Below are 16,279 nucleotides of genomic sequence, written 5' to 3'. Positions count from 1 at the left end.
TTTGATCTTTTTCTTCTGGATTCATGCTTGAACACTACCATCTTTCTTCCCTCATGGGAATATTCCTGACATTCCTACCTGGGCAGTTACAAAAATACTTTAAACGTTTTTCTATAGCCTCTCTGTCTAGTGGTTCTAGTTGTCCAATTCGGTTTAACCAATTTCCTGCTGAGTCTTTAAAGCAATTAGCATCAACAGTACATATCTGATGCACTAAGGCAAAGTAATTCTGCTCAAGACCATTTTTGCTTGTACGTTTAATTGGATATACTGTTGGTAAACCTTTATATGTTTCTTTTGAAGTTAATGGAATAAGCGTAAAAGTTTGTATATAGTTACAGTCATCTTGAAATTGGTCATTTGTCCAAATAATGTGAGGATGCTCTCCCCTAAAAACGCGACTAGAATTAATTTGCAGCGTGCAGGAGATAGCCTTACATTTTAGCTCACCCGGTTCATTTAGGTCATAATTATATTTATGACCTGACGTGCAACAAAGAGATACTTTATGGGGATTTATTAAATATATCCAACCTTGTCGAGGTCTATATCCAGCCACTTTATAATCCTAATTCACTTATTAATTTTTCTCTTTCCGTTTGTAAGTTAAGCCGAACTTTTTCATCTGGTTTATGGATACCTTTAACTTCAAGCATTGGAGCAGTACTGTATACATAATCTAGTAACTGACTCAGTTTATCTGAACCAGCCCACTCTCTTGTAATATTATCAAGCACCAGCTTGAGACTCACAGGCAGTTCCAGATCATCTGAACTAACCGTTTCAGCACCAAGTTTGATGAACGTTGTATTAGAGTGAGATTCTTGAATAATCTCTTTTCCATTCATTTTATTTAAAGCAGCATCTATATCCTCATGCCAAGGTCCATATTTATAAGAATACCAGTCTAGTTCAGTAAGCTGCTTTCCCGTCCATTTAACAGAGTAAAGGTCAGCCAAATACAAAAACTTAATTAGTTGTGTTTTTGTGATATACCCTTTTGTCTCGTAGACAAAATACTTTATGAGCTTGTCCAGCATAGCTCTTTGTTCTTCTGATTGTTGATAAGTTGTTGGTTAAGCATTGATATACATAATGAATATTCGTGCTAAGAACTGTTTATTAGTGTACCAGATAAACATTTTACAAATAATCAATAATGCAATCTTGTTAGCTCAATATTTAGTTGAAACGTACTACTAATTTTAGTATATATTCAACAAGCTTGTTAAAACTTTACAATTGACTAGTATGTAAGCCGTTGGGACAATTCCTTTCATAGGCATACTCCTGAGCGACAGAAGACATAAATTTATTTAATCTCTACCGTTATTTGATTCACTCTAATATTCCACAAATGGGTTTTGTTGGCTATAACACCAGCTTCTACAGTCAGTTAACATCAGAAGTTGCTGCTTGGTGGCTGCTAGAGTATGTCAAAGGCAACTTGTTATTGCCTTCGCCGTCAGTAATGTATCAAGAAATGGCAGCAGATATGGATTGGATGAAAACTCAATACCATAGTGTTGTAGCGAGGGCGACATGCATCGCCGCGTTTTCCTTGCGTTACACTGAGCAACTCATGGAAGATATGGGTGCAAATAATCAGCTTGGTGTCTGGAAGGAGATTTCACAGATTATGATGCCTGTGGATTTATCCCTCTACAATAAACTTCGACAGGAATTAAAGTCGCAAAGACTGAAAAATATCAATGATTCTCCTAACCAATTAACCGAATCATTGTGAGTTTAAAATAGGCGGCTAAACTGACTCCACTTAAGAAGTACCGAAACGATAGCCTTTGCCGTAGACTGTGTGAATCAGCGCAGTTTCTCTACCTACCTCAATCTTACGGCGCAGCAAACGAATTAATGCCGCGATCGCATTACTACTGGGTTGTTCTTCTTGCCACAAGTTTTGCATAATCTGGGCATGAGTCATTAGTTGTCCAGTGTGTTCCATAAAATATTGCAGCAGTTGGCTTTCTTTTTGCGATAGCTCAATTATTCGTCCTTGGCGATAGGCTACTTGATTTTCAGAATCGAGTTCTAAATCAGCTACAGTTAGGCGTCCAGTGGTGGTTTCATAGGCTTGGGAACCGGAACGACGCAATAAAGCACGGACTCTGGCTAGTAACTCCCGCAGTTCAAAAGGTTTAACCAAATAATCGTCAGCACCAGCATCTAAACCCTGTACGCGGTCATCTAGAGTATCTTTGGCTGTGAGAAACAGCACGGGAGTGGTTTTGCCTTGGCGTCGCAATTCTTGACAAATCTCTAACCCCGTTTTTCCTGGCAGCATCCAATCTAAAATTAGTAGGTCATAACTGGCCACTTGTGCATGTTCGCTGCCACTTGTCCCATCGTAAGCGGCATCCACAATGTAACCCTCGCGAGTTAACAAGCGACTCAAAGGTTGAGTTAATTCAACTTCATCATCAACTAATAAAATTCTCATGCTGCTTGTGGTAAGCATATAGAGATATTCTCAATATTATTCAACTGCCAAGACACCAAGGATACCAATAAAAAGAATGCTGACTGTTGCATTGCCAAAAGGGGAACTACTTAAAAATAGCATCCGCCTGCTACAATCTGTGGGATTAGATTTTGGTGCTTTTTTAGATTCAGGAACTCGCCAACTTCAAATTCTTGACACTAAGGGACTTGCGAAAGGTTTGCTGGTGCGAGCGCACGATGTGCCCGTTTATGTGGAATATGGTCAAGCACAACTGGGTATTGTTGGTTACGATGTACTGCAGGAGAAGCAGCCACAAGTTGCTCACTTGGTGGATTTGCAGTTTGGGCATTGTCGGATGTCGGTGGCGGTAAAAGCATCTAGTTCTTACCGATCGCCTTTAGATTTACTACCGCATGGTAGAGTTGCTTCCAAATATGTGAATTGCGCTCGTGAATATTTCCACAGTCTGGATTTACCTGTGGAAATAGTGCCGTTGTATGGCTCAGTGGAACTAGGCCCGATTACTGGAATGTCAGAAGCGATCGTGGATTTGGTTTCCACAGGGCGGACTTTGAGCGAAAATGGTTTGATTGAAATTGCTACTCTGTATGAAAGCACGGCGCGATTGATTGCTCATCCTCTGAGTTACCGCCTGAATACGGGTAATTTGAGTGATCTGATTGCCAAGCTGCGGTCAACCGTTTTGGTAGGGGTTTAACAATTCCAGTCAGAGGGGAATTTTGTACATTTGGGATGCTCCACAGCTTTTATTAGCAAAATCATGATTTCATCACTTAACTCACGATTTTTTTCTTAAACTCACGATTTCTTCCTTAAACTCACGATTTTTTTCTTACAGCAATTTTCATGTATTTGAACCACATCTGTCTTAGGGGCGCAAGGCCTTGCGTCCCTACCCTGTGGTCTATTTACCTGAAAATAGCTATAAACTCACGATTTTTCTAACGACATTTGGCATAGTGACAACTGACTAGCCGATAGTCTGCAATAACTGAATCTTTTCATGCACAGTGAATATAGCGCTTCTGTGTTGAGTCCAATACAGACCTGACAAGAACAGCCCCAATTGTTGTAGCGTTGGGGAGTAAAATTCAAAGCTTCTCTGCTTTTAAGAGAGGGGTCATTTATTGCATACAAACGAGCGATCGTCTATGACGGGCTATTCGGCGTCGCAATAACTTTGCGGCGTAAATAGGGAATAGCTTGCTACTAGGCATCGCTTTGAATGTGAATGTAGTATTTTAAACAGACTTTTCTGAAAAGCCAGAGCCGGGGAAAGGAGTAACAATTATTAAAAAAGGTTAAGCTATTCTTGAGATAGCCACGCTGCTGACTGAATATTATATTTAAATTGTTTAATAAAAGTTAATGAAAGCTGGACACATTGATACAGAAGTGGCAAGGCTAGAAGCGCTTCGCCAGTATCAAATTCTTGACACCGAACCCGAAGAAGCTTACGACAATCTAGCTCGGTTAGCGGCATTTATTTGTGGCACTCCCATATCCTTGGTAAATTTCATTGATGAAAACCGTCAATGGTTTAAGGCAAAAGTCGGTTTAGATGTATCAGAAATGCCCCGGAGTGTTGGGTTCTCTTACCTTTGCCAAGAGCAGCGTAACGTTGTAGTAGTTTTGGATACCTTAGCTGATGAAAAATTGGCCAATAATCCAATAGTAACTGGCTATCCATATGTGCGGTTTTATGCAGGTGTACCCCTAATTACTCTGAGGGGAGATATGTTAGGAACTCTGTGTGTAATTGACCAAGTTCCACGGCAATTGAGCCAAAAACAAGTGGAGGCGCTTGTAGCTCTGAGTCGTATGGTAATTGACCAACTAGAACTCAGGCGTCATATAGTTGAAGTATCTCAAATTAGCGAGAAACTCTTGGCGCACGAGCAAGCAGCCCACGCCCAATCTGAAGCCGCAAGAACTCGCATCAATAATCTGCTCGAAAGCATTACTGATGGTTTTTTTGCCCTGGATAAAAAGTGGCGATTCACCTACATTAATGGTCAAGCAGAACGACTTTTGCAAAAAACCCAGTGTGAGTTTTTGGGTAAAAACATCTGGGAAGTGTTTCCAGAAATCATTGGCACAATATTTGATCGTGAGTATCACAGGGCAATATTAGAACAGGTGAGTGTGGAATTTGAGGCGTTTTATCCGCCACAGAAGTGCTGGCTTCAAGTCCACGCCTATCCTGCAAAAGATGGCTTGTCTGTTTATTTCCAAGACATTACTGAACGACGCAAAACAGCAAAAGCACTACAAGAGAGTGAAGAACGCTGGCAATTAGCATTAGATGGTAATAATGATGGTATTTGGGACTGGAACCTTAAGACTAATGAAGTGTTCTTCTCAACCCGGTGGAAGGAAATGCTTGGGTATAAAGACCACGAAGTTTCCTATGGTTGGGATGAATGGACAAAACGAATCCATCCCGATGAGCGAGATTCGGTACTTCAAGCTTTCCAAGACCACTTTGCTAAGAAAACACCGTTTTACGTCTATGAATATCGAGTCCAATGCCAAGACGGCAGCTATAAATGGATTCTAGATCGAGGACAGGCACATTGGGACGCATTAAGTGATGTGGTACGGATGGTTGGTTCTTATACTGATATCACAGATCGCAAGCGGGTAGAAAAGGAATTAAAGCAGCAGAATCTGCGATCGCAACTATTTGCCGAAATCACCCTGAAAATTCGAGAATCTTTACAAATAGACGAAATTCTCCAAACCTCGGTTACTGAGGTACAAAAATTATTAAAAGCTGACCGAGTTTTAATTTTTAGACTGGAGGTTGATGGTTCGGGAACAGTAGTGCAAGAGGCGGTACTGCCTGGTTGGCCCGTAATTCTAGGAGAAAATATTATCGACCCCTGCTTTAAAGTAGAATACCTAGAAAGATATCGCCAGGGGAGAATCAGTGCCATTGAAGACATTGAAGCTGCTCATATCCAACCCTGCCATCGAAAATTTCTTCAGCAGTTTGCTGTCAGGGCTAACCTCGTAGTGCCGATTCTTGTCAGGGGAGGTATTTGGGGCTTGTTGCTAGCTCATCAGTGTGCCGCACCTCGACAGTGGAATAATTTTGAGACAGAGTTGTTAAAGCAACTGGCTAACCAAATTGGGATTGCTTTATCTCAAGCGCAACTATTAGAACAAGAAACCCACCAAAGTCAGGAACTGAAGCGTTCCAATGCAGATTTAGAACAGTTTGCCTATGTGGCTTCCCATGACTTGCAAGAGCCGTTGCGAATGGTAACGAGTTATTTACAATTATTGGAGCAAAGATATAAAAAGCAACTGGATGCGAATGCTGATCAGTTTATCACCTACGCTGTAGATGGGGCACACCGGATGCAGACGTTAATCAACGATTTATTGAACTATTCCCGCGTCAGCAGCCGGGGACAGCCTTTTATGCTAATTGATTGTAATGTTGTATTACAGGGAGCGATCGCTAATCTTCAACTGGCGATCGCAGATACTAAAGCAGTTGTCACTCATGATTCTCTACCTAAAGTGATGGCTGATGCTACCCAACTGATACAAGTATTTCAAAACCTGCTCGCCAACGCGATCAAATTTTGCCAGAATCAGCAGCCACAAATTCACATCGGAGTAGAAAAGAGAGGTGCAAATCCAGATGGGGAAGATTTGAATTCTATCCCGTCGGCAGATGAATGGTTATTCTGGGTGTGCGATAATGCAATTGGTCTGGAATCTCAGTATGCTGAACGAATTTTTATAATCTTTCAGCGCTTGCACGGTAGAAGCAAGTATCCAGGTACTGGGATTGGTCTGGCAATTTGTAAGAAAATTATAGAACGCCACGGCGGACGCATCTGGGTTGAGTCAAAACCGGGTCAAGGCTCGACTTTCTACTTCACAATTCCAGATAGAGCTCTCAAGCAATGGTGAGAACCATAACAGCAATTATGCCTATTCAGGTTTTGTTAGTAGAGGACAATCCTGGCGATGCCCAACTGACACGCATTGCCCTGGAAGATAGCAAAATCCCGATCCACTTGAATGTGGTCGAAGATGGTGTCGAGGCAATGGCATTCTTGCGAAAACAGGAAAAATATGTCAAAGCAGCCCATCCAGATATTGTGTTGCTCGATTTCAACCTCCCTAGAAAAGATGGGCGGGAGGTATTAGCAGAAATTAAAGCAGATGAAAACCTCAAACGAATTCCTGTAGTAGTTTTGACGACTTCCCAAGCTCAAGAAGACATCCTCAAAGCTTATAATTTATCTGCAAACTGTTACATAACTAAACCAGTAGATTTCGATCAATTCGTTAGAATTGTCCAATCAATAGAAAATTTTTGGTTTGCGATCGTAAAACTGCCACCGGAGTAATGAAAATGGCAGGTACAAATATTAAAGTTTTATTAGTAGAAGATAACCCTGGTGATGTCTTTTTATTACAGGAGTTTTTAAAGGAAGTTACCACAGTTGTAGTTGATTTGATCCCTGTTGTGCGGCTTTCGGAAGCACTCAACTACCTAGCAAAGGAAATTTTTGATGTAATTCTGTTAGACCTCTCTTTGCCAGATGCCCAGGGACTGGAAACCTTTGTGATTACTCACAATCACGCAAAAGCCACTCCGATAATTGTCCTCACGGGTATAGACGATGAAACCCTAGCAATTAGGGCAATGCAGCAAGGAGCGCAGGATTATTTGCTCAAAGGGCAAGTAACTGGCGATTTGCTAGTGCGCTCAATGCGTTATGCGATCGAACGTCAACGGGCAGACAACGCACTGCGACAGAGTGAGGAACGATTTCGGGTTGCCCTGAAAAACTCTCCCATCTTTGTCTACAACCAAGATATGGAGTTACGCTACACCTGGGTTTACAATCCCTCCGATGGATTGACGGTTGAGGAAATGTTGGGCAAACAAGACTTGGATATTATCCCAGTTGAAGATGCTCAACATCTGATCAAAATTAAACGTGGAGTGTTAACCACTGGCATAGGAACGCGAGAGGAAGTATCAATTACAATCAAAGATTCAACTCGATATTACGACTTAACTGTGGAGCCATTGCGGAATGAGTCCCAAGAAGTTGTCGGGGTGACTTGCGCCAGTATCGATATTAGCGAACAGCAAGCGGCGCTACGCGATCGCAAATTGGCAGAAGAAAAAATCCGCGAACAAGCAGCATTACTAGATGTCACCACAGATGCCATTTGCGTGCGAGATTTAAACAATGAAATTATCTTCTGGAACAAAGGCGCAGAAACACTTTTCGGGTGGCAAGCTACAGAGACCTGCGGCAAAAATGCTAGTGAGCTTTTGTTTGACGAACCTTCACCAGAAATCGAAGCGGCTTTGTTACAAGTTCTTAGTAAAGGTAAGTGGCAGGGTGAGTTAACTAAACTTACTAAAATGGGCAAGGAAATCCTTGTTGCTAGTCGCTGGAGTCTGGTATGCGATGAACAAGGGAAACCCAAATCAATTCTCACCGTTGACACAGATATTACCGAGAAAAAACTCCTAGAAGCCCAATTGTTTCGCACTCAACGCCTGGAAAGTATTGGCACTCTAGCTAGTGGCATTGCTCACGACCTTAACAATATCCTGACACCGATTCTGGCAGGAGCGCAACTATTACCACTCAAATTTCCCAATATAGATGAACGCACCCGCCATCTACTGGAGATTTTGGAAATCAACGCTAAACGCGGCGCTGATTTAGTCAAACAAGTGCTGTCCTTTGCGCGGGGTGTAGAAGGGAAGCGCATCACTTTGCAACTGAGACATTTGATAGTGGAACTTGCGAAAATTCTCAAAGAGACATTTCCTAAATCCATAGAAATTAGCACTGATGTACCGCAAGATTTGTGGATGGTTTCTGGAGATAGCACTCAACTGCATCAAGTACTGATGAACCTCTGCGTTAACGCCCGCGATGCTATTCCTAATAGCGGTAGTTTGAGTATCTCTGGCGAGAATCTGTTGATTGACGAAAATTATGCCCGCATGAACCTGGAAGCCAAAGAGGGGCCATACGCAGTGATTACTGTGTTTGATACTGGAGTTGGGATTCCTAGAGAAATCTTAGATAGAATTTTCGAGCCATTCTTCACCACAAAAGATGTGGCACAAGGCACAGGGTTAGGACTTTCCACCGTACTTGGGATTATTAAAAGTCACGGAGGTTTTGTGAACGTGTATAGCGAACCGGGAAATGGCACTAGCTTTAAGGTTTACTTGCCAGCAGTGGAGGGAATGGAAACAATTACTCAAGAAGATTTGCCACCACAGACAGGACATGGAGAATTGATTTTGGTTGTGGATGATGAAGTTGCTATTCAAGAGATTACCAGAACATCACTGGAAACTCACAACTACAAAACCCTAATTGCCAGTGATGGTATGGAGGCGATCGCGCTATACGCTCAATATAGGGACAAAATTAGTGCCGTACTGATGGATATTATGCTGCCCTCGCTGGATGGTTTAACTGCCATCCGTACCCTGCAAAAAATCAACCCCCAAGTCAGAATTATTGCCAGCAGTGGACTTACGTCTGATAATAAGCTCAGTGCAGTAGCTGCTATTGGTGTCAATACATTTTTGTCGAAGCCCTATACTGTCAATGAATTATTGTTTTCTTTACAGAAAGTACTATCGTGAGTCAAGTAATTACGTAAGTAAGCTGATAGCTTGGAGTACAAAAGGTTACTTTGTTTATGGGGGTGCGAATCACCTAGATTTGATATGATTGAGCATCGCCTAACACACTTATTTTTCCGATACTCACAGCTTGGCTAAATCAATATGCCTCGGTTTTTTAAGTTAATCATCAATATAGTAATCTTGGGTACATTGTTACTCATCTCTGTGCAAGTTTGGGCGCAAGATTGGCGTCCGGTTCGCGGTGGTATCCCTTTTGGTATTGGTGGTATAGCTTTGATACAGCAGCAAAGCAATACTCTCGATTTTCTGATTGTCCATGACAACAAACAAAAAAATCAAGGTCGTTTAGCAATCATCAGCATTAAGGGTAAGAACCAACCGGAATATTTTCCATTGAACTGGCCAAGTAACATAGAATTACCCATCGACTTAGAAGCTTTAACATCTGTTCCAAAGAAAACAAAATCCTCTTTTGTCGCTTTAAGCAGTTCTGGAAAAGCTTATTACATCAGGTTAGAGCCTGTTAAGAAGACCATCTCGATTCTTAAGGAATTCAATCTACCAGGAATTATTCAAGGAGATAATTTTGAAGCATTTGGATTACAAAATATAGACGGCAAATTAGTTGCTATTTGGGGACATCGCGGTGAAGGAGAACAACCAGCAACTATTTTTTGGGGAGTGTTTGACTTAGCTAAATATCAAATTACTCTTGCAGGTTATACCAATCTGAAAGTACCCTTTCCATCTGGCAACGTACGTCATATTTCAGATATAAAGGTAGACCCCCTAGGAATTGTCTACATCGCCTCAGCAAGTGATGCTGGAGATGATGGCCCATTCCAGTCGGCTGTGTATGTCGCTGGTTATCTGGGATTAAGCGGTGGCAAAATTGTATGGCGCCAAAATCTTCAACTTGTTCCTTTTTACCGCTCTAATTACCACAAAATTGAAGGTATAGAACTTGTTCCTGGTGCAGAAGGCGGTGTAGTGGTTGGTACAGATGACGAGAATTTGGGTTCCTATGTATACATTGTGGGTGGAAGTAGCTGAAAAGTATGTCCTTTGATGGCACAGCAAGTCAATTGGTTAGCAGGCGCTCAACGGCAGGAAGTTTCAACCTACACGCAGATTTTAGGATGATTGCAGGAAACGACAGGTTGAATGATGCTTTAGAGGGCAAAAAATAAACTTATTAATTGATCTTAACTTTTCACAATTGCCGAATCGCAATTTCCAAGCCTTCATATACACCGCGAAGAAAATCTAAATCTAAAGTAGCGATCGCATCACTAGATTTGTGATAATGTGGATTTCGCAAGAATGCCGTATCTGTGATCATGATTGCCGGATAACCCAAATCCCAGAAAGGTGCATGATCACTACGTCTGGTTTGAGGAACTATTAAACCTCGATTCGGCACGGGTAGCCATTGACTAGCTACGCCAGCTTTACGAATATTACGGCTCATGCCAATTAAATCAGGCAATGTCCGCAAATTGCCAATTAAAGCAATAAAATCACCTTTATCTGGGTAGAAGCGTTCCAGAGGAGGGGGGTAACTTTGAGAACCAGGTGTATAATCCTTATAGCCCAGCATTTCTAGGGAGATCATTAAGCGTAGCTGTTGCTTTTGTTGGTGCAACAGGGCTGCATAGTCAGTACTACCCAGTAAGCCGTATTCTTCCATATCAAAAGCAACCAGCCTTAAAGGATATCTTACAGGCTCGGCAGTAAACTTTCTCGCTAATTCCAGCAACACCGCTACACCTGTGGCATTATCATCAGCTCCTGGTGTTCCCGGAACAGCATCATAATGAGCACCAATTAAAATAGGTGGCAAATCCTTTTTTTGTCGTCTAGCTTGGGAGGGTAAATTTAATATCAAGTTCTTACAAGCTTTACCTCTGACTTCAAAGGTGTGGATTTCCACACTCCCACATTGGGAAAATTGCTGGCGGATGTATTCTTGGACAAAAAAATGTCCAGCCGTTGCCATGTAAGGATCGCGTTCTCGCGCTATCTCACTTAGGGAAGTTTGTAATCGCTCTGTTAAATTCAATTCTTTAAAATAGTGGCAATATTAAGGTTTTCAAGCACTCAAAACTTGCAGAGCAAGTATTATTAAGGTGCATTTACCAACTTGCAGAGACAGTGCATAGAAGTAGGCGGATAACAAGAATTGAGGCTGCTTGGACACACTAATCATCGTCAATGCTATCCTAGTCTTGCAACTATCTCCTTTAGCTGCACTTCTTAGCTTACTACCTTAATGATGACTATTATACTATTGAGGTGTTTTCATCCTGTAGCACAAAGCTAGAGGTAGTTCCGCCCAATCATAATAAATATATAAGACACTTTAGGAGAAGAGTAACGCATGGGCAAGGTAGTCGGCATCGACTTGGGTACAACCAACTCAGTAGTCGCCGTTATGGAGGGTGGCAAGCCGATGGTGATTGCCAATGCAGAAGGAATGCGAACAACCCCCTCCGTAGTTGGCTTCAGCAAAGAAGGTGAAAGGGTGGTTGGGGAAATGGCACGGCGACAAACCATCCTCAATCCACAAAATACCTTTTTCGCAGTTAAACGCTTCATTGGGCGCAAATATGGCGAACTTAGTCCAGATTCCAAGCGTGTACCCTACACCATCCGCAAAGACGAAGTAGGTAATATTAAAGTTGCCTGTCCCCGTCTCAATAAGGATTTCGCCCCAGAAGAAATTTCGGCAATGGTGCTGAAGAAATTGGCAGACGATGCTAGCCGCTATTTGGGTGAACCAGTGACAGGGGCAGTGATTACAGTACCCGCTTATTTTAACGATTCTCAGCGGCAGGCAACCCGTGATGCTGGCAGAATTGCCGGTTTAGAGGTGCTACGGATTCTCAATGAACCAACTGCTGCATCTTTAGCTTATGGATTTGATCGGGGTGAGACGGAAATTATCTTAGTATTTGACTTGGGTGGCGGTACTTTTGACGTATCGATTCTGGAAGTTGGCGATGGCATATTTGAAGTCAAAGCTACCAGTGGAGACACGCAACTTGGTGGTAACGACTTTGACAAAAAAATTGTAGATTGGTTAGCAGAGCAATTTCTGGAAACAGAAGAGGTAGACTTAAGACGCGATCGCCAAGCCTTACAACGTTTGATGGAAGCAGCAGAGAAAGCCAAAAGAGAACTTTCTGCTGTCAGCGTCACTGATATTAACTTACCCTTCATCACCGCCACTATAGATGGCCCCAAACATCTAGAAACTCGCCTGACTCGTTCCCAGTTTGAAGATTTGTGTAGTGATTTGGTGGGGCGATTGCGGACACCAGTGAAACGCGCCCTCAAAGATGCCGGACTCTCACCTAGAGACATTGAAGAAGTTGTGCTAGTGGGCGGTTCTACACGGATGCCAATGGTGAAGCAGCTTGTACGGGACTTGATTGGTACAGAACCCAATGAAAACGTCAACCCCGATGAAGTAGTGGGAGTGGGTGCAGCAATTCAGGCAGGCATTCTCGCAGGCGAACTCAAAGATGTGCTGCTTTTGGATGTCACACCCCTCTCTTTGGGATTGGAAACTATCGGCGGCGTGATGAAAAAACTTATTCCTCGCAACACCACCATCCCAGTCCGCCGTTCTGATATTTTTTCTACGTCAGAAAATAACCAAAATACTGTGGAAATTCACGTAGTCCAGGGCGAACGGGATATGGCAACAAACAACAAGTCTTTAGGACGGTTCAAGCTGTATGGCATCCCACCAGCGCCACGGGGTATTCCTCAAGTTCAGGTGTCATTTGATATTGATGCTAACGGTATTTTACAGGTAACAGCCTTAGATAGAACCACTGGTCGAGAACAGAGTATCACCATTCAAGGCGCTTCCACCTTGAACGAATCGGAAGTGAATCGGATGATTCAGGACGCTCAGAAATACGCCGATGTTGATCGCGAACGGAAAGAAAGGGTAGAAAAGCGGACTCGTTCTGAGGCGTTGATTATCCAAGCAGAACGACAACTCAGAGATGTAGCGCTCGAATTTGGTATGCAGTTTGCCCGCAGCCGCCGCCAAAGAATTGATAATATTTGCCGAGATTTAAAGGAGAGTCTCAAGGAAAATAGCGATCGCGGTATTGACCAAGCCTACGCCGACTTGCAAGATGCTCTATATGATCTAAACCGGGAAGTCCGCCAGTCTTATGATGAAGAGGAAGACGACGACTTGTTTGGTACTATCCGTGACATTTTTACTGGCGGTGATAAGGATAAAGAACGCGAATCTCCCAGAGATACATATCGGGAACGCGATTCCTATGGTAAGGACTATGGCAGAGATTACGGGAAAGATTACGGTAAAGACTATAGCCGAGACAGTCGTTCCTCCTATGAAAGCCGTCCTCCCCGCAAATCCCGTCCCAGCTACCAAGATAATTGGGATGATGAAGAAGACAATGATTGGTCGTAATACTCCTAATAAAAGTTATAAGTGAGAAGTTAAAAATTAAATCTTCCAACTTATAACTCCTGTACAGACGCGATTAATCGCGTCTCTCCTAATTAATCCAAAATCTAAAATTTAAATAACTGACTATGCAAAATTTGCCGAATTTTCGAGATTACTACGAGATTTTAGGAGTATCTAAAGACGCCTCTAGTGAGGAAATTAAAAAGGTTTATCGACGGTTAGCAAGGCAATATCACCCCGATCTCAATCCGGGTAACAAAGCATCTGAGGAAAAATTTAAGGATATCGGCGAGGCTTATGAAGTCCTTTCAGACCCAGCCAAGCGATCGCAGTATGACCAGTTTAGCCGCTACTGGAAGCAAAAAGGTTTTGCGGGCAGCCCTAAGACGCCAAAGACTAAAACTTGGCAGAGTAGCCAAAGCGATCGCAATAGTAATCAGGACGTAGATCCGAGCCAATTTTCTGACTTTGAAAGCTTTATTAATCAAGTTATCGGCGTCAAAAATAAGAATGGCACAAGTAACTCCAGTAATGGCAATACTAGCGATCCTTTTCGTTCCCCTAGAACAAAAGTTGCCTACACTGTTAACACCCCACCTCGCACTACCCGTCGGGATATAGAAGCTAGATTAACGCTCCCACTAGAAAAAGCTTATCAAGGTGGTAATGAACGCATTCGTTTGGAAGATGGGCGATCGCTAGAAGTTAACATGCCTCCAGGTATGGTAACAGGTCAAACCATTCGTTTGCGGAACCAAGGCGTTGGTGGTGGCGACCTATATTTAAAAATTACCGTTGAACTTCATCCATTATTCAAGCTAGAAGGTTTAAATATCCTCTGCCAAGTACCAGTTACTCCCAGTGAAGCAGTTTTAGGAGGACAGGTAGAAGCACCAACTTTGGATGGTCCGGTGAAAATGACAATTCCCCCAGGAGTTAGGTCTGGTCAAAAATTTCGACTAGGGAATAAAGGCTACCCCAGCGATGACGGTAAACGTGGTGATCAATTAGTAGAAGTTCAAATAGTTACCCCGAAAAATATTAGTCAAGAAGAAGAGGAACTGTACGAAAAATTGCGGCAAATTGAAACTTTTAAACCCCGTGCTAACTTATTGACTTAGGGATGAGAGAGTATATCTAGATAATTTAATGATCCGATATCCTGCCTGTATAAATTAATTAAATGAAGAGTGAAGTTTCCATCAAACAAATCTTAATTTTGGCAGCTAATCCAAAAGGGATAACACAACGCGAAGTTGAAACCTTTAAACCTTGGGCTAATTTAATCGGTTAAATCTAAAACTCTGCGATTCTCTGGGTTTGAAATCAAATCTGGGAATAAAGGTGGTTAGCCCTCTATGGCATTAGCAGGTTTACAATATTAGAAAAAACTTGATTGCAAGGTGACTCAAACAGCCGTGAATCATAACGGGGCAATGCCACAAAGCAGTAAACCAACTTATTACTCCCTGTTAGGACTGCATCCCTCGGCATCGGTAATCGACATTCGTCGCGCTTATCGGCAACTGAGCAAACGCTATCATCCTGATACTACAGACTTGCCTACTGCGATCGCCACTCCCAAATTTCAGCAAATCAACGAAGCCTACGCCACCCTTAGCCATCCAGAAAGTCGGTTAAGCTACGATTTAAAAATTGGCTATTCCCGCTTTGGAGTGATTCAACCACCCTCTGATTTGAATCATCCCGTCTCGCGTTCCCATGACTGGTCAAAATCAGCTTACCTGGATGCGAGCGATCGCCCCCTATCATCTGGCGAAATCTTTGCCTTATTTATGCTGGTGTTAACATTTGTAGGTTGTCTGCTACTAGCAGTTGCCATTGGCTTAACTCGTGGTGAGGCTGCTTTTCAAACCCATTTGCTGCAACTAACTGCATCTGTACAACAGCAAATTACCCATGCGTCGCAACTAATTACCCCTATGATAATTAAAAATTAAAAAATTTCCTAATCCAAACTCAGCCAAGCCGTTCGCGTAGCGTTCCGCAGGAAAGTCCCAAATCTAAAATCCCAAATACCTATGCCTCTTCTTCCCTCTGATACCCCTCTATATAATCATCCTCTGCCACAAATTGAACAGTGGCTAAAAGACCAAGGCTGTCAACAAGATGATGTACAGAGACATTGCTGGCGTATACAGCGGTCTACTTGGCAAGCTGAACTATGGCTCGACGTTGAGCAAATTGTAGTGCGATATGTCCAATCTGGGGAAAATGGACAAGATATCCAACGTTCATTCAAATATTCTCTCAGTCGGGATGATATAGAACAAGCTGTGTTTTCAGGCCCATAAAAAAGTGCTAAGTACAATTCACCCTAAATTTAGGAAAGTCGATAGTGATCGCATTTCCATATGTAAAATTTGTTTAGCGTAAAACTAGTGCTATCGCTCATTATTTTAGTTGAGAAGTGATCGGGAGCGATCAGGCGATTATGAGCAACACAGGAGAAAACATTGAATCAGAAAACTGGCTAACGAGAATCTAGTTTCTGTTCCTTCCCAAAAAGAATCTGCATAAACTGAATAAATTAAGATATGTGATCGCGCCTCTAATACTAAAAATAGAGCATGAATGACTCCGAACTTCACCAGCAGATTACTGCGATCACCAATCTTGTAAAGTACGTATAGCTGACAAAAGCGATCGCTTGCAA

14 protein-coding genes are annotated in these 16,279 nt (G+C 42.5%); 10 read left to right on the top strand and 4 right to left on the bottom strand.

Annotated features, from left to right (window positions below; translation table 11 throughout):
- Positions 1-34: 34 nt before the first annotated feature.
- Together V7K21_RS09080 and V7K21_RS09075 are read right to left on the bottom strand one after the other, a co-directional pair.
- On the bottom strand, positions 35-559 hold the full coding sequence (locus V7K21_RS09080) for a type II toxin-antitoxin system PemK/MazF family toxin (protein WP_335173486.1): 525 nt from the start codon (positions 557-559) through the stop codon (positions 35-37).
- 1 nt (position 560) lies between these two features.
- Positions 561-1,040: a Panacea domain-containing protein gene (locus tag V7K21_RS09075; protein WP_335173484.1), complete on the bottom strand. Its 480-nt coding sequence runs from the start codon at positions 1,038-1,040 to the stop codon at positions 561-563.
- 293 nt (positions 1,041-1,333) lie between these two features.
- On the opposite strand from V7K21_RS09075, the gene V7K21_RS09070 reads away from it, so the two are divergent.
- Positions 1,334-1,747, top strand: a complete 414-nt coding sequence (locus V7K21_RS09070) for a hypothetical protein (protein ID WP_335173482.1) — start codon at positions 1,334-1,336, stop codon at positions 1,745-1,747.
- A 30-nt stretch (positions 1,748-1,777) separates the two neighbouring features.
- Here V7K21_RS09070 and rppA read toward each other — a convergent pair whose 3' ends face one another.
- The gene (gene rppA / locus V7K21_RS09065; protein ID WP_335173491.1) at positions 1,778-2,458 is read right to left on the bottom strand and encodes a two-component system response regulator RppA; all 681 of its coding nucleotides are present in this window, start codon (positions 2,456-2,458) and stop codon (positions 1,778-1,780) included.
- A gap of 76 nt (positions 2,459-2,534) precedes the next feature.
- Here rppA and hisG point away from each other — a divergent pair, with 76 nt between their 5' ends.
- The 5 genes from hisG to V7K21_RS09040 all read left to right on the top strand — a co-directional run bounded on the left by hisG (position 2,535) and on the right by V7K21_RS09040 (position 10,196).
- Positions 2,535-3,179 carry an ATP phosphoribosyltransferase gene (hisG, locus tag V7K21_RS09060; protein ID WP_335173480.1) on the top strand — a complete coding sequence of 215 codons (645 nt, stop codon included), beginning with the start codon at positions 2,535-2,537 and terminating at the stop codon, positions 3,177-3,179.
- Between the two features lie 671 nt (positions 3,180-3,850).
- Complete coding sequence (locus V7K21_RS09055) at positions 3,851-6,412, top strand: GAF domain-containing protein (protein ID WP_335173478.1); 2,562 nt, start codon at positions 3,851-3,853, stop codon at positions 6,410-6,412.
- Positions 6,406-6,855: a response regulator gene (locus tag V7K21_RS09050; RefSeq protein ID WP_442947792.1), complete on the top strand. Its 450-nt coding sequence runs from the start codon at positions 6,406-6,408 to the stop codon at positions 6,853-6,855. Before V7K21_RS09055 ends, V7K21_RS09050 begins: the two co-directional genes overlap by 7 nt.
- Positions 6,856-6,860: 5 nt before the next feature.
- Positions 6,861-9,140: a hybrid sensor histidine kinase/response regulator gene (locus tag V7K21_RS09045; RefSeq protein WP_335173476.1), complete on the top strand. Its 2,280-nt coding sequence runs from the start codon at positions 6,861-6,863 to the stop codon at positions 9,138-9,140.
- A gap of 144 nt (positions 9,141-9,284) precedes the next feature.
- Entirely contained in the window at positions 9,285-10,196 is a 912-nt protein-coding gene (locus V7K21_RS09040) for a hypothetical protein (protein ID WP_335173474.1), read from the top strand.
- Positions 10,197-10,356: 160 nt separating this feature from the next.
- On the opposite strand, the gene V7K21_RS09035 is transcribed toward V7K21_RS09040, so the two are convergent.
- Positions 10,357-11,205 carry a M28 family peptidase gene (locus V7K21_RS09035; protein ID WP_335173471.1) on the bottom strand — a complete coding sequence of 283 codons (849 nt, stop codon included), beginning with the start codon at positions 11,203-11,205 and terminating at the stop codon, positions 10,357-10,359.
- 318 nt (positions 11,206-11,523) lie between these two features.
- Between V7K21_RS09035 and dnaK the strand changes: the two genes are divergently transcribed.
- The 4 genes from dnaK to V7K21_RS09015 all read left to right on the top strand — a co-directional run bounded on the left by dnaK (position 11,524) and on the right by V7K21_RS09015 (position 15,917).
- A complete protein-coding gene (dnaK, locus tag V7K21_RS09030; RefSeq protein WP_335173469.1) occupies positions 11,524-13,602 on the top strand; it encodes a molecular chaperone DnaK in 2,079 nt (692 codons plus the stop codon).
- A 125-nt stretch (positions 13,603-13,727) separates the two neighbouring features.
- A complete protein-coding gene (locus tag V7K21_RS09025; protein WP_335173467.1) occupies positions 13,728-14,723 on the top strand; it encodes a J domain-containing protein in 996 nt (331 codons plus the stop codon).
- A 315-nt stretch (positions 14,724-15,038) separates the two neighbouring features.
- Positions 15,039-15,563 carry a J domain-containing protein gene (locus V7K21_RS09020; RefSeq protein WP_335118804.1) on the top strand — a complete coding sequence of 175 codons (525 nt, stop codon included), beginning with the start codon at positions 15,039-15,041 and terminating at the stop codon, positions 15,561-15,563.
- A gap of 81 nt (positions 15,564-15,644) precedes the next feature.
- Positions 15,645-15,917, top strand: a complete 273-nt coding sequence (locus V7K21_RS09015; RefSeq protein ID WP_334960589.1) for a DUF3143 domain-containing protein — start codon at positions 15,645-15,647, stop codon at positions 15,915-15,917.
- Positions 15,918-16,279 lie beyond the last annotated feature (362 nt).

This window comes from Nostoc sp. (assembly GCF_036919595.1).
Taxonomy (GTDB): Bacteria; Cyanobacteriota; Cyanobacteriia; order Cyanobacteriales; family Nostocaceae; genus Nostoc.
Note: the sequence above shows the minus strand (reverse complement) of the source record. Positions and strands in the feature narration are given on the sequence as shown.

Excerpts from the sequence above, each read along its gene's own strand:
- V7K21_RS09050 (WP_442947792.1), top strand. The coding sequence starts at position 6,406 with ATGGTGAGAACCATAACAGCAATTATGCCTATTCAGGTTTTGTTAGTA.
- V7K21_RS09020 (WP_335118804.1), top strand. The coding sequence starts at position 15,039 with ATGCCACAAAGCAGTAAACCAACTTATTACTCCCTGTTAGGACTGCAT.
- hisG (WP_335173480.1), top strand. The coding sequence starts at position 2,535 with ATGCTGACTGTTGCATTGCCAAAAGGGGAACTACTTAAAAATAGCATC.
- V7K21_RS09055 (WP_335173478.1), top strand. The coding sequence starts at position 3,851 with ATGAAAGCTGGACACATTGATACAGAAGTGGCAAGGCTAGAAGCGCTT.
- dnaK (WP_335173469.1), top strand. The coding sequence starts at position 11,524 with ATGGGCAAGGTAGTCGGCATCGACTTGGGTACAACCAACTCAGTAGTC.
- rppA (WP_335173491.1), bottom strand. The coding sequence starts at position 2,458 with ATGAGAATTTTATTAGTTGATGATGAAGTTGAATTAACTCAACCTTTG.
- V7K21_RS09075 (WP_335173484.1), bottom strand. The coding sequence starts at position 1,040 with ATGCTGGACAAGCTCATAAAGTATTTTGTCTACGAGACAAAAGGGTAT.
- V7K21_RS09025 (WP_335173467.1), top strand. The coding sequence starts at position 13,728 with ATGCAAAATTTGCCGAATTTTCGAGATTACTACGAGATTTTAGGAGTA.
- V7K21_RS09015 (WP_334960589.1), top strand. The coding sequence starts at position 15,645 with ATGCCTCTTCTTCCCTCTGATACCCCTCTATATAATCATCCTCTGCCA.
- V7K21_RS09045 (WP_335173476.1), top strand. The coding sequence starts at position 6,861 with ATGGCAGGTACAAATATTAAAGTTTTATTAGTAGAAGATAACCCTGGT.
- V7K21_RS09040 (WP_335173474.1), top strand. The coding sequence starts at position 9,285 with ATGCCTCGGTTTTTTAAGTTAATCATCAATATAGTAATCTTGGGTACA.